The 18,555-nt window shown below is 69.6% G+C and carries 17 protein-coding genes; 7 read left to right on the top strand and 10 right to left on the bottom strand.

Annotated elements, in window-relative coordinates:
• Positions 1 to 2 precede the first annotated feature (2 nt).
• Both EV379_RS03405 and EV379_RS03400 read right to left on the bottom strand, forming a co-directional pair.
• On the bottom strand, positions 3 to 1,262 hold the full coding sequence (locus EV379_RS03405; protein ID WP_130504904.1) for a CpaE/TadZ family protein: 1,260 nt from the start codon (positions 1,260 to 1,262) through the stop codon (positions 3 to 5).
• 2 nt (positions 1,263 to 1,264) lie between these two features.
• Positions 1,265 to 1,912 carry an SAF domain-containing protein gene (locus tag EV379_RS03400; RefSeq protein ID WP_130504903.1) on the bottom strand — a complete coding sequence of 216 codons (648 nt, stop codon included), beginning with the start codon at positions 1,910 to 1,912 and terminating at the stop codon, positions 1,265 to 1,267.
• Between the two features lie 128 nt (positions 1,913 to 2,040).
• On the opposite strand from EV379_RS03400, the gene EV379_RS03395 reads away from it, so the two are divergent.
• Positions 2,041 to 2,376, top strand: a complete 336-nt coding sequence (locus EV379_RS03395) for a helix-turn-helix domain-containing protein (RefSeq protein ID WP_130504902.1) — start codon at positions 2,041 to 2,043, stop codon at positions 2,374 to 2,376.
• Positions 2,377 to 2,400: 24 nt separating this feature from the next.
• On the opposite strand, the gene EV379_RS03390 is transcribed toward EV379_RS03395, so the two are convergent.
• Positions 2,401 to 3,042, bottom strand: a complete 642-nt coding sequence (locus tag EV379_RS03390) for a hypothetical protein (protein WP_130504901.1) — start codon at positions 3,040 to 3,042, stop codon at positions 2,401 to 2,403.
• 175 nt (positions 3,043 to 3,217) lie between these two features.
• On the opposite strand from EV379_RS03390, the gene EV379_RS03385 reads away from it, so the two are divergent.
• The gene (locus EV379_RS03385) at positions 3,218 to 3,673 is read left to right on the top strand and encodes an Rv3235 family protein (protein ID WP_242616215.1); all 456 of its coding nucleotides are present in this window, start codon (positions 3,218 to 3,220) and stop codon (positions 3,671 to 3,673) included.
• Positions 3,674 to 3,685: 12 nt separating this feature from the next.
• Here EV379_RS03385 and EV379_RS03380 read toward each other — a convergent pair whose 3' ends face one another.
• From EV379_RS03380 to mtrA, 7 genes are all read right to left on the bottom strand, one after another.
• Entirely contained in the window at positions 3,686 to 4,108 is a 423-nt protein-coding gene (locus tag EV379_RS03380) for a DUF2871 domain-containing protein (protein ID WP_130504900.1), read from the bottom strand.
• A gap of 161 nt (positions 4,109 to 4,269) precedes the next feature.
• Positions 4,270 to 7,077: a preprotein translocase subunit SecA gene (gene secA, locus EV379_RS03375; protein WP_130504899.1), complete on the bottom strand. Its 2,808-nt coding sequence runs from the start codon at positions 7,075 to 7,077 to the stop codon at positions 4,270 to 4,272.
• 235 nt (positions 7,078 to 7,312) lie between these two features.
• On the bottom strand, positions 7,313 to 7,981 hold the full coding sequence (gene hpf / locus EV379_RS03370; RefSeq protein WP_130504898.1) for a ribosome hibernation-promoting factor, HPF/YfiA family: 669 nt from the start codon (positions 7,979 to 7,981) through the stop codon (positions 7,313 to 7,315).
• Positions 7,982 to 8,071: 90 nt separating this feature from the next.
• The gene (locus EV379_RS03365) at positions 8,072 to 8,803 is read right to left on the bottom strand and encodes a ComF family protein (RefSeq protein ID WP_165397277.1); all 732 of its coding nucleotides are present in this window, start codon (positions 8,801 to 8,803) and stop codon (positions 8,072 to 8,074) included.
• A 136-nt stretch (positions 8,804 to 8,939) separates the two neighbouring features.
• A complete protein-coding gene (locus tag EV379_RS03360; RefSeq protein WP_165397276.1) occupies positions 8,940 to 10,664 on the bottom strand; it encodes an LpqB family beta-propeller domain-containing protein in 1,725 nt (574 codons plus the stop codon).
• Complete coding sequence (gene mtrB, locus EV379_RS03355) at positions 10,657 to 12,321, bottom strand: MtrAB system histidine kinase MtrB (protein WP_130504895.1); 1,665 nt, start codon at positions 12,319 to 12,321, stop codon at positions 10,657 to 10,659. Before mtrB ends, EV379_RS03360 begins: the two co-directional genes overlap by 8 nt.
• Positions 12,322 to 12,324: 3 nt before the next feature.
• Positions 12,325 to 13,002, bottom strand: a complete 678-nt coding sequence (gene mtrA / locus EV379_RS03350; RefSeq protein WP_055834137.1) for an MtrAB system response regulator MtrA — start codon at positions 13,000 to 13,002, stop codon at positions 12,325 to 12,327.
• Between the two features lie 183 nt (positions 13,003 to 13,185).
• Here mtrA and EV379_RS03345 point away from each other — a divergent pair, with 183 nt between their 5' ends.
• From EV379_RS03345 to EV379_RS03325, 5 genes are read left to right on the top strand one after another with little or no spacing between them, the layout of a single operon-like run.
• The gene (locus EV379_RS03345; protein ID WP_130504894.1) at positions 13,186 to 14,238 is read left to right on the top strand and encodes a S66 family peptidase; all 1,053 of its coding nucleotides are present in this window, start codon (positions 13,186 to 13,188) and stop codon (positions 14,236 to 14,238) included.
• Between the two features lie 57 nt (positions 14,239 to 14,295).
• The gene (locus EV379_RS03340) at positions 14,296 to 15,555 is read left to right on the top strand and encodes a DUF7847 domain-containing protein (protein WP_130504893.1); all 1,260 of its coding nucleotides are present in this window, start codon (positions 14,296 to 14,298) and stop codon (positions 15,553 to 15,555) included.
• Positions 15,552 to 16,241 carry a DUF4129 domain-containing protein gene (locus EV379_RS03335; RefSeq protein ID WP_130504892.1) on the top strand — a complete coding sequence of 230 codons (690 nt, stop codon included), beginning with the start codon at positions 15,552 to 15,554 and terminating at the stop codon, positions 16,239 to 16,241. Before EV379_RS03340 ends, EV379_RS03335 begins: the two co-directional genes overlap by 4 nt.
• On the top strand, positions 16,238 to 17,536 hold the full coding sequence (locus EV379_RS03330; protein WP_130504891.1) for a DUF4350 domain-containing protein: 1,299 nt from the start codon (positions 16,238 to 16,240) through the stop codon (positions 17,534 to 17,536). The genes EV379_RS03335 and EV379_RS03330 overlap by 4 nt, the downstream gene beginning before the upstream one ends.
• A gap of 41 nt (positions 17,537 to 17,577) precedes the next feature.
• On the top strand, positions 17,578 to 18,555 hold the full coding sequence (locus EV379_RS03325; protein ID WP_130507270.1) for an AAA family ATPase: 978 nt from the start codon (positions 17,578 to 17,580) through the stop codon (positions 18,553 to 18,555).

Raw genomic sequence — 18,555 nt, 5'->3', positions numbered from 1 at the left:
CTTCACTGCGCGGGCGACAACGCCGCGGCCGCTGCCCGCCGTGCTCGCGGCCGCCACGATGGGCGGCGCTGCGGCGCGGGTGCAGGAACGAACTGCTCAAGCACGAGGGCGGCAAGCGCTGTGCGCACCGGCGAGCGCGGCGCGGCATCACGCAGCGTCCGGCCGTCGAGCACGGCCGCGTCGAGCGCATTCAGATCGTGCGGCACGAGGGTGGCCTCCTCGATCCCTCCGAAGCGGCGCAGCGTGTTGCGCAGTTGTGCATGCGGGTCCAGGCCGATCGCGCTGGCGCGCACCCGGTTCAGCAGCACGGTGATCTGAGCGTTCGCCGCGGCCTCGCCGAGGGCGGGGACTGCGCGCAGGAAGCGGGACAGACCGAGCGGATCGGCCAGCCCGACCGCGACGACCCGATCGGCTGCCGCGAGCACCGCGAGCGTCGCCGCGTTCCGGCGCGGGGCGAACAGATCGCTCGAGATCTCCTCGTCGTCCTCCAGACAGAATCCGACGTCGACGACGACATACTCGCGCCAGTTCCGGCAGGCCTCGATGCTCGCTGCGACCCTGTCGGCCCCGAGTTCCGGCCAGCGCGCGGCACGACCGATCCCGGTGAGCACAGCGAACGAGCCATGGGGCGAGTCGTAGCGCTGCGCGATACGCTCCAGTTCGGCCCCGCTCAGGCTGCCGGTGCCGCCCAGCCTGCACGCGGCCGCGAAGCCGGGGGCCTCATCGAGCATGCCCAGAAGAGGCGCGATGCTGCCGCCGTAGCTGTCGGCATCGGCCAGCACGACGGAGTGCCCGCTCGCCGCGATCTCGGCGGCGATGTTCACGGCGATGGTGCTGCGCCCTGGTCCACCGGCAGGCCCCCACACGGCGATCACCGTTCCGCGCCCGCGCGCGGGATGCTCGGCGGCCGCCCGCAACGGCACCGGGATTCCCGCGCCCAGCAGCTCCTCGACCTCCGGCCACGCCGCATCGGCGGCGACGACCTCGTGCAGGCCGAGCACGGCGGCGTGTCGACGTTCGGCGGCGTCGGCGGCGAGCGCGATCACCCGGATGCCGCGCCGATCACAGGCAGCAAGCAGATCGGACCCCAACGTCATCCGGGTCGCGGAGACGATGACGGCATTCGGCCGGTGCTCATCGAGGGCTGCGATGATCTCGCGCGCGGAGCCGAGCCTGGCCGCGACGCTGTGGCCGTGCTCGATCATGTCCGCCAGGAGGCGGTCTTCCGCCCTGGCGTCGAGCCCGAGCACGAGGCTGGCCATGGCTAGCCGGCGCCGAGCTCGGCGCCGGGGCTGGCCGGCACCAGTGAGAGCGCATCCCCGTTCGCGACAGCCTGCAGCACCGCGGCAACGGACGATGTCGGCAGGCGCAGCTCGACCGATCGTCCGGCCGAGCCGAGGAGCCCGCCGTCCTCGAGCACCCTGACGACTTCGGCGGAGGAAACGATGACGCCAGGCGGCCCGAATCGGCCGTGCTCCAGCTGTTGCGCCGCCCACAGATCGACCGGTGCCCCCGCCGCCACGGACGCCGCAATATCGCCGGAGAGGGCGACGACGACTCCTGTCCGGCCGAGCTCTGCCGTGTCGCTGACCGCTGTGAGCGGGATCAACTCACCGGCGGCGACAGCCCGGGTGAGCACGAGCCCTCCTTCCGGCAGCCCTGCCGGATCCAGATAGCGCGACTCCGCGGTTCCGAGCCGAACAGCGGTGGGCTCCAGCTCGGCGGCAGTGATCGTTGTCCCCGCGGGCATCGTCGTGCGGGCAACGTACATCTGGGCGCTGTCATCGACGCTCGCGACGACGGCGGTGACACCGATGATCGACCCGAGCACCAGCACGACGCCGACGGCGAAGCGCGGGTCGAACCACAGCGGCCGCTTGGCACCTGCCCCGGCTGTCTTCTCCTGCCCCATGCGTGGCGCCTTCCCTCTGTCGCGTCGCCGTGGCTCCCATGATCGCAAATCTCGTCGATGCCCGAGAAAGTTATCCACAGCCGCGATCCCCCGGCACCGTCGCCGGTGCGCGAGGCCATAATCGAACTATGTCCGCAGCCGCCCCCGATGACGCACTCGGTCGATTCCTGACCCTCGGCGACACCGCCGAGATCCTCACGGTGAGTGTCGACGATGTGCTTGCCCTGGTGCGCTCTGGCGAGCTTCCGGCGATCAGGGTCGGGCGCACGGCCGACGCGAGCGGCGGCGCGAGCATGTGGCGCGTCGAACGGGTCGTTCTCGAGGGCTACATCGAGGCGAAGTACGAGGAGACGCGGCGCATGGGGCTCTGGAATCAGGCCGAGTACGCCAACATCCCCGAGCTCTCCGGCGGCACGATCGTGCGCAGCGGCCAGCCGTCCCCGCCGAAGCCCCCGCAGGAGTGAGCGTCCAACAGCACTGAGTGCGCGTCACACCGTGACGCGCACCATCATGAGCTGATCGAACGGCACGATCCGGTACCCCGTCACGAGCGCGCTCCGACGCGGGACGCCAACGTCGTGCATGGCGAGGTCACAGTGGTCACGCCCGACCCTGTCGATGGTGCCGTGGAGCACCCGTGCGGCGCCGGAGACGTTCACGCCGCAGTCCAGCTCGACGGCGGCCCGACGCCGGCAGAGGTCGCGCAGCACGAAGGCGAGCCCGATCCGCTCGGCCAGGTGGGCCGGTGCGCTCGACTGTTCGCGCAGGCTCCGTTCGACAGCGCCGCGGTCAAGCAGCACCCCACTGATCGCCGACAACGGGATGACACACTGCGGGCGGCGCAGCCCTGCGGCGACGAGTTCGCCTGCAAACCAGTCCTTGCCGAAGGTGAGCGCGCGCACAGTCACCAGCGCTCCGCTGCGCAACTCGATCCGCAGGACGCCGGCCGAGTCGGCCGCAGCGAATCCCGGAGCCCCCTCGGGGCCGGCCGCGAGTGCGCTCAGTCGTGCGCGCAGCGAGAGCCGCCCGAGTCGCAGCCGCTCTTCCTCGGCCGCGAGCTGTGCCTCCTCCGCGCCGAGCTCGTGCTCGAGCTGACCCTCGAGGTCGTCGAACAGGCTGTCCCAGCGCATGTGCACACGTTAGTGCTTCCGCGCGGAGCGCAGAAAAGTTATCCACAGTGCGATCTGACTCTAGACAGACAACGGCGCCGAGTGCTTTCATGTGCGACAGGCAATACCCCCAGAACGGGGCACAAATTCATCCTGGTGTGGCGACGTGCTCTCGCGCCCCCGAAGCGGAGATGTCATGTCAGAACCCGAGCAGGCAGACACGGCGGCGGTAACCGATGGGCGCACGAGTGCGCTGACCGCCGTCGACCCGGACGACGATGCCTTCACGAGGCAACGGAGCGGCCGAAGGGAGCTGCCGGATCCGGAGCCGCTGCTGATCAACCTCACCCGCTGCGTGCTGGAGATCCTCGGCGGCATCCGCGACCTCGAACAGATCGGACGCTGGGTCACCGACGAGGTCTACATGGCGTTGAGGACACGTGCGGGCATCGCGGCACGGGCACGGGCCGTCAAGCGGATTCCCGCTAACCGGCCGGTCGTGACGATCGCGCGCGTGCTCATGACCGAACCGTGCGACGGCATCATCGAGGCCGTCGTGATCGTGCACGGCCGGGCGAGGAGCCGTGCGGTTGCCATCCGCCTGGAGGGCCTCGATCACCGCTGGCGCGCGAGCGCCCTCAGCATCCTGTGACGGAGCGTCGACTCAGAGCGCCGGGGCCTTCGCGGCGGCCAGCACCTTCGGCCGGAGGGCAACGAAGTAGAGGACGAGGCTGATCAGCAGCAGGATGTGGCCCATGCCCGCGATGCCGGCGATCGCCGCGGTGCTCTCCTCCCCCAACACGGTGAGCGAACCGTGGGCGACCATGGCGCCCGTGGTGATCAGCAGCCCGGCACAGTAGAGCCAGAAGAACCAGCCGAACAGCGGGCTCTCCGCGACCGTGAAGAGCTTCTCGAGTGCCAGAAGGATGAGGAAGACGGTCATTCCGAGCGCGAGCAGGTGCGTGTGCACCAGCGCGAGCTGGGTGTCACCGACGAAGTCGTTCGCCTTGGTGAACTCGCGATAGAACAGCCCGGAGAGCACCCCGAGCAGCATCGATGCGAACGCGGCGTAGAACAACCTCTTCATGATGACAACTTTCTCCCGGGCTCGATCGACACCGGGAGTTCCATCCTGCCCCAGGCTCCCCGTTCGGCGCATCAACCCAAAGGTTGGTGCTGCGGAGCGGTCGCGGACAGAAAGAGGATGCCCCGGCGCAGCGCCGGGGCATCCTCTGTTGCTGGGTTGCGTTACTTCTTGCCCTGCGCGCGGCGCTCGGCGCGGTTCACGGGAGCGGCACCGCCGGTGTTCTGTCCGAACGCTCCGCGCCCGACCTGCGGCTCGGCGGCATCGGCCGCGTCATCCGGTTCGACCTGGCTGGCCGCCACCTGGCGACGGGCACGGTCGGTCGCCGCCTGCTGGATCTGGCCGCGCTGATTGCGCACCTCGACGTCGCCGGAATCGCTCGGCGCGATGTAGCTCAGCTTGTCGGTCGGCGCCTCGGAGCGCGCGAGGCCCTTCGCGGCGACGCGCGGTGCGCCGATCTCGCCTGGAGCCTGCGTCACCTCGACCTCGAGGTTGAACAGGAAGCCGACGGTCTCCTCGCGGATCTGCCCCATCATCTGCTGGAACATCGTGTAGCCCTCACGCTGGTACTCGACCAGCGGGTCGCGCTGCGCCATGGCGCGCAGGCCGATGCCGTCCTTGAGGTAGTCCATCTCGTAGAGGTGCTCACGCCAGCGGCGGTCGATCACCGAGAGCACCACGCGACGTTCCAGCTCGCGCATCGCGGGAGAGCCGAGCGACTCCTCGCGCTTCTGGTAGGCGAGCTTGGCGTCGGAGAGGATCTCGCGGCGCATGAAGTCGGGGTTGATCTTGCCCTTGTTGCCGGCCTCGGCAACGACCTCGTCGATGGTGATGCCAACGGGGTAGAGCGTCTTCAGCTCCGTCCACAGCGCGTCGAAGTCCCAGTCGTCGCCTGCTCCCTCGCTGGTGTGCTGCGCGAGCACATCGTCGATCACGCTCTCCAGGAACGCCTGAGTGCGCTCGTGCAGGTCGTCGCCCTCGAGGATGTGGCGGCGGTCGCTGTAGATCGCCTCGCGCTGACGGTTCAGCACGTCGTCGTACTTGAGCACGTTCTTGCGGATCTCGGCGTTGCGGGCCTCGACCTGCGACTGGGCGCTGCGGATCGCGCGGCTGACGACCTTGGACTCGATCGCCATGTCATCTGGCACACCACTGCGGCCCATCAGGGCCTCAGCGGCACCGGCGTTGAACAGGCGCATCAGGTCATCGGTCAGCGAGAGGTAGAAGCGGCTCTCTCCCGGGTCACCCTGACGGCCGGAACGACCGCGCAGCTGGTTGTCGATGCGGCGCGATTCGTGCCGCTCGGTGCCGAGGACGTAGAGCCCGCCGGCCTCGATGACCTTGGCGGCCTCCTCGTTGACCGTGGCCTTGACCGTCTCGAAGACGTCATCCCACGCGGTCTCGTACTCATCCGGGGTGTCCACCGGGCTGAGGCCCCTGGCGTTCAGCTCGGCGACGGCGAGGAACTCGGCGTTGCCGCCGAGCATCACGTCGGTACCGCGGCCGGCCATGTTGGTTGCGACGGTGACCGAGCCGAGACGGCCGGCCTGCGCGACGATGGCGGCCTCGCGGGCGTGGTTCTTCGCGTTCAGAACCTCGTGCCGGATGCCCTTCTTCGCCAGCAGCCGGGAGAGGTACTCACTCTTCTCGACCGAGGTCGTTCCGACGAGAACGGGCTGGCCGTTCTTGTTGCGCTCGACGATGTCCTCGACGACCTGTCCGAACTTGGCCTCCTCGTTCTTGTAGACGAGGTCGGGCTGGTCGATGCGCTTCATCGGCTTGTTGGTCGGGATCGTCACGACGCCGAGCTTGTAGGTCGACATGAACTCGGCCGCCTCGGTCTCGGCGGTACCGGTCATACCGGAGAGCTTGGAGTACAGACGGAAGTAGTTCTGCAGTGTGACGGTGGCCAGGGTCTGGTTCTCGGCCTTGACCGCGACGCCCTCCTTGGCCTCGATCGCCTGGTGGATGCCCTCGTTGTAGCGGCGTCCCATCAGGATGCGGCCCGTGTGCTCGTCAACGATGAGCACCTCGCCGTTCATCACGACGTAGTCCTTGTCGCGCTTGAACAGGGCGTTGGCCTTGATGGCGTTGTTCAGGAAGGAAATCAGCGGGGTGTTCGCGGACTCGTAGAGGTTGTCGATGCCGAGGTAGTCCTCGACCTTCTCGATGCCGGGCTCCAGCACGCCGACGGTGCGCTTCTTCTCGTCCACCTCGAAGTCGGTGCCGGCCGTGAGGCGCTTGGCCAACTGCGCGAACTCGGTGAACCAGCGGTTGGCCTCACCGGATGCCGGGCCGGAGATGATCAGCGGCGTGCGCGCCTCGTCGATGAGGATCGAGTCGACCTCGTCGACGATGGCGAAGTAGTGACCGCGCTGCACCATGTCGCTCGTCTGCCATGCCATGTTGTCGCGCAGGTAGTCGAAGCCGAACTCGTTGTTCGTGCCGTAGGTGATGTCGGCGGCGTACTGCTCGCGGCGCACCTCGGGGGTCTGACCGGAGACGATGCAGCCCGTCGTCATGCCGAGGGCGCGGAACACGCGGCCCATCAGCTCCGACTGGTAGCTGGCGAGGAAGTCGTTGACCGTGATGATGTGTACGCCGCGGCTGGTGATGGCGTTGAGGTAGGCGGCCGTCGTGGCGACGAGCGTCTTGCCTTCACCGGTCTTCATCTCGGAGATGTTTCCGAGGTGGAGCGCCGCTCCGCCCATCAGCTGCACGTCGAAGTGACGCAGGCCCAGGGTGCGGCGGCTGGCCTCGCGGACCGCGGCGAAGGCCTCGGGGAGCAGGTCGTCGAGCGATTCGCCGTTCGAGTAGCGCTCGCGCAGCTCGACGGTCTCGTGCTTGAGCTCCTCGTCGCTGAGGTGCGTGAAGTCGTCTTCAAGCGCGTTGATCGCCTTGGCGTAGTTTTCGAGGCGCTTGAGCGTGCGCCCCTCGCCAACGCGCAGGACTTTTTCGAGAATTGAGGCCACGGATTGTCTCCAGTTGTCTGAGGGCTCGGGGTCGTGCCGCCGTGGCGTGTGCAACGGGGCGCGTCAGCGCGCGGCCGACTCCACTCGGCCACGATAGCAAGCGTATCGGGGTGCGCACTGTGAATACCGACACCGGGTTCGCTCACAGCGGAGCGTGTGTGCCACCGCCGACCCCGAGACGGCACCGGGCCCCACATCAGTGACTGATGCGGGGCCCGGGCAGTCCGGCTGACGGTTACGCCGAGATCGCCTCGCGCTCTGCGTCGCCGAGGCCGATCACACCGTAGTCCCAGCCCTTGCGGCGGTACACGACGCTCGGACGGTCGGTCTCGATGTCGTGGAAGAGGTAGAAGTCGTGGCCGACAAGCTCCATGTTGTAGAGGGCGTCGTCGATCGTCATCGGGATCGATGCGAAGAGCTTGCGGCGGATCACGACGGGCGAGTACTCGGCCTCGATCTCTTCGCTGTTCTCGTCGTTCACGACGGGGATCGACCCGGTGCGCACCTGTTCGAGGATCTCGGCGTCGGCCGGTGTCATGTGCACGGCCTCGAAACCACCGGTGCTCGCCTCGCGCAACGACGTCGGGCGATGGTTCCCACGGTGTACCTTGCGTCGGTCCTTGGCTCTGCGCACCCGTTCGAGCAGGCGGCCGAGTGCGACGTCGAACGCGGCGTACTTGTCTGAGCCCTCGGCTTCAGCGCGCACGAGAGGCCCCTTGCCGATCAACGTCAGCTCGACGCGGTCGCTCCGCACGGTTCCGGTGACCTGGTTCTGGCGGCTGACCTTGATCTCCAGCGCCTGTGCCTTGTCGGCAAGAGACGCGACTTTGTCTGCCTTGTCCGTGGCGTATTCACGGAAGCGATCAGTGATTCCCAGGTTGCGTCCGACGATGTTTGTTTCCATGACGACCTCCCAGATAGGCGTGCCGCCCGGCATCTACAGGGCGGACCTTTCTCGCCTTTGAGCCAACCGTAGCCGTTGTCCGATGGAAAGTCACCGGCTATTCATCCGAACTTCCTGTGACCGTGCTTGGGCGTCTGCGCGCAGTCTGGTATCCGCCAGAACGGCGCATCCGCAGACCTCTGCCCCCGCGCTCCTGAGCGCCCGTGCGGCCTCCGCGATCGTTGATCCGGTTGTCAGGATGTCGTCGACGATGAGAACGCGCAGCCCGACCACGGAGCCGGCTCCTGGGCGCACGCGCAGGGCACCGGCCAGGTTGCGTGCCCGCGCCTCGCGGTCGAGCCCGGCCTGATCGAGGTGCGCAGAACCATGGCCGAGCAGGGCCGTGCTGCGCAGCCCGGCCGCGGCGAGCAACGTGTTGACGGGGTGGAAACCCCGGTGCATCGCGGCGGAGCGGTCGGAGGGGATCGTGACGATGCGGATGCCGCCTGGGCCATCCGCATCGGCGAGCGCCGCCGTGAGCGCGGCGATGACCGCACGGCGGAGCGGTACGCTCAGCGCACCAGCCGCCTCAGTGCGTCCGGCATCTTTGAACGCCAGCAGGGCGCGTCTGGCGGCGCCGGCGTAGTCGAGGCCGCACCAGACCGTCTCGCCGAGGCGCACCGTGCTGTGCGGGGTCTCCGCCGCGAACGCGGTGGCGCAGTCGCCGCAGACTCCCCTGTCGTGACGCCCGCAGCCGACGCAGTCGCTCGGCGCCCACACGGCGAGCGCGCCGGAGAGCGCGTCGGAGAGCGCCGCGAGCAGCACCGACCGTGACGATTCCATGCCTCGAGCCTGCTCCAGAGCGGCCGCGGCCGTCATCCGCGTTCGCCGGCTGTGCAGAACCGCCCCGATCACACGCCCTGTGCGGGACAGCTCTTGGCGCACGGGAGCGCTCCGCTCAGGCCAGCGCCGCCAGCACTCAGAGCCCGATCGAGATGCCCAGCACGCCGACGCCGTCGATGCGCGGCTGCCACGAGAGGCCTCTGCGCTGCAACAGCTCACCAGCCGCGCTCAGCAGGCGCAGCTCACGGCTCGTGTTGCCGCCGCTCAAGGTGAGCGCGTCCGGCGCCCCCTCGATCTCGCTGCTCGGACCGCCGATCTGCTGGGCGGTGATGAGCGTCTCCTCGGCCGGCCCTTCCGTCAGGGTCGCGACGGTCAGCTCGTTGACCCAGGCCGTCGCCAGCGGCGCCTCGGCCGGGACGGCGAGCTCCAGCGGCGTGCCGAGCCGCTCAGGCACGTTGCGTCCCTCGCCTTCCTGACGCAGGATGCCGGTCGCGACCAGCCGGGTCGCGTCCCCGGCCTCGTAGAGGGCGATGAGCCGGGTGCCGTCGCGCGAGAGCGCGATGGAGGTGATGCTCGTCGCATCCGTCCAGCTCGTCCCGACGGAGGTCCTCGTGCCGTCGGGGGCGAAGGCGAAGAGCTCACCCGGTGCGTCTCGCGGCACAGACCACACGTAGCCGAAGACATCGACGACCGGCGCGATCAGGCCGGCCCGTTCATCGAGCAGCCGCGCCTCGCTGCCGGATCGCACGACGCTCACCCCCTGCTCACCGCGGACGGCCGCCGTGTTGCCAGAGCCCTGCTGGACCCCGACGCTGACCGCGCTCGGCTCCAGCGCCACGATCTGTTCGGAGAGGTCGATCGGGGTGACGGTGTCTCCACTCGCCGCCAGGTGCCCGAACTCACCGTCGCGCAGGATCAGCGCGCGTGGATCGACGTGCGGGTCTTGAATCACGGGGGCGAGGGTGTCGGAGATCTGCTGTTCGATCTGGTCGACGGTGATCGTGACCCCGGTGATCGACGACACCCCCTGCAGGCTCTCCCGCAGCTGCAGCTGCATCCGCTGGAGCGAGATCGCCTCGGTCTGCAGCACGCTCGGGCTGAGGTCGACGATGGCACTGCGGGTGACGACGCGCACGGAGGCCGTCGTCAGCGCCGTCCCCTCCGGGAAGGCGGAGCGGACCGCGCCGTCCAACCACTCACTCGGTCCACTGAGCAGCGCATTGACGATCACCGTCGGCGTCGAGGTGCGTCGGGGGAACCAGCGCAGATCGGGAACGAGGTAGCTGAAGGTGGGGTCGAAGAAGTAGAGCGGGTAGCTCCCGAAGACGAGCGAGAAGGTCGGCTGGTCGACGAGGATCCCCTGCGGGGCCCTGCTGATGCGCCACTCCCCCTCGATCTGGGTGAACTCGTAGCCGAGCACCTGGGTCGTCGGCGACTCGCGCTGCATGTACTCACCGCTGACGCCGACATCCGCCAGCGCCGACACCGTCAACGTCATGGCGTTCGCGTTCAGGGTCTGCGGGCTGCGCTGGATGCCGCCGTCGATGAGCGCGCTGGCATCGGGATCCCACTCGGTGCTGAACGCGGGGGTGAGGAACTCCCTGGCGACCGCATAGCGGTCCTGCGGGCTGGCCGCCGCCTCCACGAAGCCGAGCAGGATCTCCTCCTGCGTCGCACCCGGCTGGGGGCTGCGGGCGAGGAAGTCGAACTCGGGGCTCGCCTCGCTCTCCACCGCCTGCCCGGCATGCACGGAGCCGGAGCTCGGGATGCCGGCACAGCCGCTGAGGAGCAGCGCGCCGAGCGTCGCCACGGCCGTCAAACGCGCGGCCAGGCCTCGGCCGGTGCGGTGGCGTCTAGACATCTGCGGCCTCCTCAGCCTCATCGACCGGCCGGACGGGTGGCTCGGCCGGGCGCGTGGCTCCGGCATCCTCAGGGGGCAGCGGCACCGGGGATTCGCCCATCGGCCGCCCGTGCACCCGCGGCAGCGTCACGCGGAATGCCGATCCGGCCCTGGGCGCGGACCAGACGTCGATCGTGCCGCCGTGCAGCAGGGCGTCCTCGAGCGAGATCGGCAGTCCGAGTCCCGTGCCGCCGATCGTGCGTTTGCGAGACGGGTCTGCGCGCCAGAACCGGTCGAAGACGAGCGCGGCCTCGTGCTCCTTCATACCGACGCCGTAGTCGCGCACGGTCAGCGCGACCGCGGTGGACGTGCTGTCGACGGTGACGATGATCGGCTTCCCCTCGCTGTGCTCGATCGCGTTGCCGAGGAGGTTGCTCACGATGCGGCGGATGCGGCGCGGGTCGAGCTCGGCCGGCAGGTGCCCGCCCGGCGCCACGAGGCGCACCTCCGTCCCGTTCTGTTCGGCCAGCCCGCTCATCGTCTCGATCGTCTCTTCCGCGATGTGCACGAGGCTCGTCGCCTCGAGGTCGAGCCCGACGGAGCCGGCGTCGTAGCGACTGATCTCGAGCAGATCCGCGAGCAGCAACTCGAAGCGCTCGACCTGGGTGTGCAGAAGCTCGGCCGTGCGCTCCGTCGCCGGTGGGAAGCTGGCGCGCTGATCGTAGAGCACGTCGCCGGCCAACCGGATCGTGGTGAGCGGGGTGCGCAGCTCGTGCGAGACATCGGAGACGAAGCGCTGCTGCACCTCGCTGAGATCGGCGAGTTTGCTGATCTGGGCCTGCAGGCTGTCGGCCATGCCGTTGAAGGAGCGCGCGAGCGTCGCGATGACGTCCTCGCCCTTCTCCGGGATGCGGACCTCGAGTTCGCCCTCGGCGAGGCGCTCACTCGTCTCCGCCGCCACCCGGATCGGGGTGACGACGAGGCGCACGACGACCCAGGTGACCGCACCGATCAGGAGCAGCAGCGCGATCGCCGCGATCCCGGCCGTCTGTTGCACGAATCCGAGCGTCTGTTCGGCGTCGGCCAGGCTGTATGCGATGTAGATCTCGTAGCGGCCGGCCGTCGGCAACACGAGCTGGGAGCCGACGACGATGCCTGGCACCGTTCCGCCCTCCGGCGTCTGCAGGCTCACCGACTGCCAGAACTGCTCATCCGGGTGCTCGCGCACGCTCTCTCTCAGCTCCGGTGTGATCACACCCGAGCGCAACGAGGACGGCACGAAGTCCAGCGGGGCGACGGAACTCGGCTCCTGCCCTGGCACCCGGAATCCGGCGACCTGCCGGCTGGCCGCACCGGTGCTCATCGCGTTGCGCGCGCTGTTCATCACGCCGAGCACGGCGGCGCGGTCGGTCGCGTCAGAGGCGTCGACGAGTTGCTGGGCCGATGCGACGGCGCGCGCCGAATCGCCGAGGACCTGTTCCAGCCTGGCCTGGAACAGGTTGTTGCTCACACTCGTCGACAGGTAGATGCCGGTGAGCAGGATTGCGACGCTCGAGAGGCCGAGCGAGATCAGCACGGTGCGGAACTGCAGCGACTGCCGCCACAGCATCCCGAGCTGTTGCGGCCAGCTGCGCCAGGAGCGCCACTCGAAACGCCGAGCGCCGGCGCGGACGGCCATGGCTCAGCTGACGGCGCCGGCCCGGTAGCCGACTCCGCGCACGGTCATGACGATGCGGGGATTGTCCGGGTCGTGCTCGACCTTCGCGCGCAGTCGCTGAACGTGCACGTTCACGAGGCGGGTGTCTGCCTTGTAGTGGTAGCCCCAGACCTGTTCGAGCAGCATCTCGCGCGTGAACACCTGCTGCGGCTTGGAGGCCAACGCCAACAGCAGATCGAATTCGAGCGGCGTCAGGTTGATGCGCTGGTCGCCCCGCCTGACCTCGTGGCCGGCGGCATCCACGACGAGGTCGCCGACGTGCAGCGACTCGGATGCCGCGGTGCTCGGCCGCAGCCTGGTGCGGATCCGGGCGACGAGCTCCTTCGGGTTGAACGGCTTGACGATGTAGTCGTCCGCACCCGATTCAAGCCCCTTGACGACATCCGTCGTGTCGGACTTCGCGGTCAACATGATGACGGGGGTGCCGGACTCCGCACGGATCTGCGTGCACACCTCGATGCCGTCGCGGCCGGGCAGCATGAGGTCGAGCAGCACCAGGTCGGGCTTGTACTGCCGGAAGGCGTCAAGCGCGAGCGCTCCATCCGCGCAGAAGCTCGGCTCGAAGCCCTCGCTTCGCAACACAATGCCGATCATCTCCGCCAGGGCGGTGTCGTCGTCGACGACCAAAATCCGTGCGCTCATGATTCCGTTCCCGCTGGGGCCGCGTTCAGCAGATCACGCGGCGGCATACTTTGGGACAACAGTAGCCGAGTCGTGCGCGATTCGGCGCGATTCGCCGCGCGGCCACAGGCGGGTGAGTGCCTCCCGGTCCCCCTGCGAATCGTGCCGATTGCGTTGGGCGGTGCTTGCCGATTGAATGAGGCGATGTCTGAGGCCAACGCACCGTCGTCGCCACCCAAACTCGTGCCAGGCGATCGGGTGGCTGTTCTGTCGCCGTCATTCGCGGCCCCCGGATTCGCGCCGGCGGTCCACGAGCAGGCGATGCGTCGCCTCATCGCGGCAACCGGGCTGGTCCCCGTGGAATATGCGACGACCCGCAGGCTCGGCGCCACGCCGGAGGATCGGGCGGCCGACATCAACTCGGCCTTCGCCGACCCCAGCATCCGTGCGATCCTCGCGACGATCGGCGGCGATGATCAGATCACGGTCATCCCCCACCTCGACGCCGGCCTCGCCGCGTCGAACCCCACGATCTTCCTTGGCTACAGCGACAACACCAACCTCCTGAACTGGCTGTGGTCGCTCGGGGTGGCCGGATACTACGGCGGATCGACTCAGGTCCATCTCGGTGCGGGTCCGCACATCGATGCTGTTCATCTCGCGTCGCTGACGGCGGCGCTGTTCACGGGCGGAGAGCTGGAGATCGTGGAGCCGGGAGAGTCGGAGGACTTCGGCCCCGACTGGGAGTCTGCACGCGCTCTGACCGAATTCGGCGACAGGGAGGCCACCGAACCGTGGACATGGGCAGGCCCCGAGCGGGTGGTCACCGGTCGCACATGGGGTGGCTGCTTCGAGGTCGTCGATCAACTGGCGGTGGCCGGCCGGTTGCCGTCGCTGGGGGATCTGGAGGGGACGATCCTGATCCTCGAGTCCAGCGAGGAAGTGCCGCCGGCCGTGTGGGTGAAACGGTGGGTTCGCGCACTCGGAGAGCGGGGCGTCCTCGCCGCGGTTGCCGGCGTCCTCGTTGCCCGGCCTCCCGTGAGCAGCCACGAGCTGGTGCCGTCGGCGGAGGAGCGCGCGCAGCGTCGCGCCGCTCAGCGTGATGCCGTCATCGACGAGATCACCCGGTACAACGCGGAAGCGGTGGTCTGCGTCGGAGTTCCCTTCGGGCATACCCGGCCGCAGTGGATTCTGCCGTACGGCGGCCACGTTCGCCTCGACGCTCTGGCACGCACCGTCACAGCGGACTTCGGCTGATCATGTGCGGCGCGTGAGAACCGGGCAGCGGGCCGCCAATATGGCAGCATGGGTGGCATGACCGACGAGCAGAGCTGGCAGTCGCCATCGGGGGCGCGCCCTGCCGAGCCCGCGCCGGCTCCCGCTCAGCCCCCGTATGGCCAGGCCCCATACGGCCAGGCCCCATACGGCCAGGCCCCATACGGCCAGGCCCCGTACGGGCAGGCCCCGTACGGGCAGGCACCGTACGGGCAGGCCCCCTATGGCCAGCCGCAGTACGGCCAGGCCCCGTATGGCCAGCAACCGGCGTGGACGCCCCCGCCCAAGCCCGGGCTCATCCCGCTGCGCCCGCTCAGCTTCGGGACCCTGCTCGGAGCCCCGTTCCAGGTGCTGCGCCGCAACCCCAAGGCCACGTTCGGCAGCGCGCTGATCGTGCAGTCCCTCTCCGTGCTCGTCTCGCTGCTCGTGCTCGGCCCGGCGACGTTCATCGCGCTCGACCGCATTGAGAGCGCGAGCGCAGCCGAACGTGAGGCCGTCACGGCCGGCAGCACCGCCGCCATCCTCCTGGCCGCGCTCATCCCCGTCGTGTTCACCATCCTGACGTCCGCTCTGCTGCAGGGCGTGATCGTGCTCGAGGTCGCCAGGGCGACCCTCGGCGAGAAGCAACGCCTGTCCACGCTGTGGAAGACGGCCGCCCGCCGCATCTGGCCGCTGCTCGGCTGGATGGGCCTGCTGATCCTCGGCTACGCCCTCGGCATCGCCGTCGCGGTCGGCATCGTGATCGTGCTCGCCGTGCAGGGGCCGAGCTGGCTCGGCGCGACGATCGGCGTCGGCATCCTGCTCGGGCTCGGACTCGTCGTCCTGTTCGTCTGGCTGACCGTGAAGACCTCGCTCGTTCCCTGCCTGATCGTGCTGGAGAGGCAGGGCGTCACCGCCGCGATCGGCCGGTCCTGGACGCTCACCCGCGGCTACTTCTGGAAGACATTCGGCGTGCAGTTCCTCGTCGCGTTCATCGTGAACGCGGTGAGCCAGATCGTGACGCTGCCGGTATCGCTGGTCTACGGCTTCGCGGCGACGTTCATCGACCCGAACAACGTGCTCGGAACCGTCGGCCCGGCGATCGCCTCCTACCTCCTGCTCATGCTCGTCACGCTCATCATCGGTTCCATCGCCATCGTCGCCCAGTCGGCGACGGTCGCCCTGATCTACATCGATCTGCGCATGCGCAAGGAGGGCCTCGACCTTGAGCTGATGCGCTTCGTCGAAGCGCGGGAACTGGGCGATTCCGACGCCCAGGACCCCTACCTGCTGCCGCGCGGCACCGCCGCAGCCGCATGACGGGCGGCCTCTGGGCCGTCGTCACGGCGATCCCCCTCGACCCGGATGCCGAGGAAGCCCGTCGTCTGCTGCGCGAGGAACTGGCCAAGCCGCCGTACCGGGCGGCCGAACCGAGCTGGTTCGACCTGGCCTCGAAGGCCTTCTTCGACTGGTTGGCCTCGCTGTTCTCCGGTGCGGACGGTGCGGGCGGCGGCTGGCTGCCCCTCGTCGCGACCGTCATCATCGTCGGCATCCTCGTGACCGCCCTGCTGATCTGGGGCGTGCCGCGCCTGAACCGGCGGCGGACGGCCACGACGGCGCTCTTCGGCGAGCACGACGGGCGCAGCGCGGAGCAGATGCGTTCAGCCGCGAGCGCCGCCGCGGCATCAGCCGACTGGTCGCTCGCGATCGCCGAGCAGTTCCGCGCGCTGGCGGCCGGGCTGTCCGAGCGCACGGTCGTCGCCGTGAGCCCAGGCACGACCGCGACCGACTTCGCCCGCGCGGCCGCCAGGGCGCTGCCGGCCGAGAGCGCCGCCCTCCGTGAGGCCGCCGGCGCCTTCGACGAGGTCCGCTACCTCGACCATCAGGGCAGCGAGGCCGGCTACCGTGCCGTGCGCGCGCTCGATGATCGCGTTCGCCAGGCCAGGCCGGCCCTGCCGGAGCCCGCGGAGCTGCACGCCGGATCGAGCGATGGGGCACTCTCGTGAGCGCCCAGCTGGCCCAGCCGGAGCAGTCCGTCCGGCCGGCACCGGCGATCACGCCGACGCTGCGTTCAACGGGCAGGCGGGCCGCGTTCTGGGTGATCGCCGGCGCCGGCGCGCTCATCGTCGCGCTGATCGCGATGGTGCTGAGCAACGCGGCGGCCGTCGGCGGTCCTCCCCTCGGCGCCGAGAACCCCGCGCCGGCAGGCGGCATGGCGCTGGCCGAGGTGCTCAGCGCCCAGGGTGTCGACGTGGTCGTCGCAGACAGTCTCGACGCGGCCCTCGAGGCGAGCGCGGCCGCGCAGGCGGCCGACGGGGGTGTGACCCTCTTCGTCTCGGACCCTGGCGACATCCTCGACGCCGCGCAGATCGCGCGCCTGGGCGTCGCCGAGCACACGGTGGTCGTCGACCCGAGCTTCGCCTATCTGCAGGAGCTCGCGCCGGAGATCGGCTTCGGCGGGGTCGGAGCCGATGGGCCCATCGCCGCCGGCGCCGGATGTGCGCTCGCGGCGGCGGAACGCGCAGGCAGCGTTGCCGGGTCCGACGACGCGGCCCTGAAGACGCTGAGCGTTCCCTCGGATGCCGCTGGCTACGCGGCCTGCTGCGGCGATGCGGCCAGCGGCTCCTCCGTGCTCGTACAGCGCGGCGGGCCCGGTGCGCTCACCCTCGTCAGCGACGAAGCGATCTTCGCCAACGCCTCCATCACCTCCGCGGGCAACGCGGCTCTCGCCCTCGGCCTGCTCGGCGAGCAGCCGACGCTGGTCTGGTACCTGCCGACACTCGCCGACGTCGCGGTCGGAACGCCGAGCCTCGCCGAGCTCACCCCCGGCTGGGTGACGCCCGTGATGGTGTTGCTCGTGCTCTGCGGCCTCGCGGCGGCGGTCGCGTACGGCCGCCGCTTCGGACCCCTGGTGATCGAGAATCTGCCCGTCACGGTGCGCGCCAGCGAGACGATGGAGGGGCGGGCCAGACTCTATGCGCGGAACTCGGAGCGGCTGCGCGCCGTCGATGCGCTGCGCATCGCCACCGTCGGGCGCATCGCCACGGCGCTCGGACTGGCGCGCACCGCGTCGCTCGACGAGGTCGTGGGGTCCGCGGCATCCGTCACCGGCTCAGACCCGAGCCGCGTGCTGGCCACGCTGCTCGGCGACGAGCCGCAGAACGACGCCCAGCTGCTCGCCCTCTCCGACCGTCTCCTCGACCTCGAGCGTGCGGTGCAGGCCGCCACCAGGCCAGGCGGCGCCACCGGCACAGCACCGTCCAGCACCCACGACTCCCGCACCGAGAGAATGGAACCATGACAGACACCGGTCTTGACAACGTTGCCGCGCCGCTGCGAGGCATGCACGAGTCCATCGACGCGGCCTCGGCGGCCGAGCTCCGCCAGGCGCTGGCGAGGGTGCGCGCGGAGGTGGGCAAGGCCGTCGTCGGTCAGGATGCCGCCGTCACCGGCCTCATCATCGCGCTCCTGGCCCGCGGGCACGTGCTGCTGGAGGGTGTGCCTGGTGTCGCGAAGACGCTGCTCGTGCGCAGCCTGAGCGCCGCGCTGAACCTGCAGACCCACCGGGTGCAGTTCACCCCGGACCTGATGCCTGGCGATGTGACGGGGTCGATCGTCTACGACGTCAAGGCCGGAGAGTTCGAGTTCCGCGAGGGCCCCGTCTTCACGAACATCCTGCTCGCCGATGAGATCAACCGGACCCCGCCGAAGACGCAGTCGGCACTGCTCGAGGCGATGGAGGAGCGCCAGGTCTCCGTCGACGGCGTCTCCCGGCCGCTGCCCGACCCGTTCATCGTCGCCGCGACGCAGAACCCCGTCGAGTACGAGGGCACGTACTCGCTGCCTGAGGCACAGCTCGACCGCTTCCTGCTCAAGCTCGTGCTCGATCTGCCGGAACGCGACAGCGAGATCGAGGTGTTGCGCCGGCATGCGGCCGGGTTCGATCCGCGCGATCTCGCGGGTGCAGGGGTCACCGCCGTGCTGGATGCCGGGAAGCTGGCCGCGGCGCAGGCCTCCGTGGCATCCGTCGGCGTCAGCGCCGACGTGCTCGCCTACGTCGTCGATCTGGCCCGCGCCACCCGCACGAGCCCATCGGTCAAGCTCGGTGTGAGCCCGCGCGGCACGACGGCCCTGCTCGCCTCGGCCAAGGCGTGGGCCTGGCTGAGCGGTTACGACTCGATCACGCCAGACCACGTGCAGGCGATGCTGCTGCCCGTCTGGCGGCACAGGGTGCAGCTGCGCCCAGAAGCCGAGCTCGAGGGCGTCGCCGTCGACGCGATCCTCCGCTCGATCGTGCAGCAGGTCCAGGTTCCGATCTGA

This window comes from Microterricola gilva (genome assembly GCF_004217495.1).
GTDB classification, from domain to species: domain Bacteria; phylum Actinomycetota; class Actinomycetes; order Actinomycetales; family Microbacteriaceae; genus Microterricola; species Microterricola gilva.
The sequence above is the reverse complement of the archived record's forward strand: the minus strand, read 5'-3'. Positions and strand labels throughout refer to the sequence as shown.

Excerpts from the sequence above, each read along its gene's own strand:
- EV379_RS03365 (WP_165397277.1), bottom strand. The coding sequence starts at position 8,803 with ATGGAATCGTCACGGTCGGTGCTGCTCGCGGCGCTCTCCGACGCGCTC.
- mtrA (WP_055834137.1), bottom strand. The coding sequence starts at position 13,002 with ATGAGCGCACGGATTTTGGTCGTCGACGACGACACCGCCCTGGCGGAG.
- EV379_RS03380 (WP_130504900.1), bottom strand. The coding sequence starts at position 4,108 with ATGAAGAGGTTGTTCTACGCCGCGTTCGCATCGATGCTGCTCGGGGTG.
- EV379_RS03340 (WP_130504893.1), top strand. The coding sequence starts at position 14,296 with ATGACCGACGAGCAGAGCTGGCAGTCGCCATCGGGGGCGCGCCCTGCC.
- EV379_RS03335 (WP_130504892.1), top strand. The coding sequence starts at position 15,552 with ATGACGGGCGGCCTCTGGGCCGTCGTCACGGCGATCCCCCTCGACCCG.
- EV379_RS03345 (WP_130504894.1), top strand. The coding sequence starts at position 13,186 with ATGTCTGAGGCCAACGCACCGTCGTCGCCACCCAAACTCGTGCCAGGC.
- mtrB (WP_130504895.1), bottom strand. The coding sequence starts at position 12,321 with ATGGCCGTCCGCGCCGGCGCTCGGCGTTTCGAGTGGCGCTCCTGGCGC.
- hpf (WP_130504898.1), bottom strand. The coding sequence starts at position 7,981 with ATGGAAACAAACATCGTCGGACGCAACCTGGGAATCACTGATCGCTTC.
- EV379_RS03360 (WP_165397276.1), bottom strand. The coding sequence starts at position 10,664 with ATGTCTAGACGCCACCGCACCGGCCGAGGCCTGGCCGCGCGTTTGACG.
- EV379_RS03400 (WP_130504903.1), bottom strand. The coding sequence starts at position 1,912 with ATGGGGCAGGAGAAGACAGCCGGGGCAGGTGCCAAGCGGCCGCTGTGG.
- EV379_RS03390 (WP_130504901.1), bottom strand. The coding sequence starts at position 3,042 with ATGCGCTGGGACAGCCTGTTCGACGACCTCGAGGGTCAGCTCGAGCAC.
- EV379_RS03325 (WP_130507270.1), top strand. The coding sequence starts at position 17,578 with ATGCACGAGTCCATCGACGCGGCCTCGGCGGCCGAGCTCCGCCAGGCG.
- EV379_RS03395 (WP_130504902.1), top strand. The coding sequence starts at position 2,041 with ATGTCCGCAGCCGCCCCCGATGACGCACTCGGTCGATTCCTGACCCTC.
- EV379_RS03385 (WP_242616215.1), top strand. The coding sequence starts at position 3,218 with ATGTCAGAACCCGAGCAGGCAGACACGGCGGCGGTAACCGATGGGCGC.
- EV379_RS03405 (WP_130504904.1), bottom strand. The coding sequence starts at position 1,262 with ATGGCCAGCCTCGTGCTCGGGCTCGACGCCAGGGCGGAAGACCGCCTC.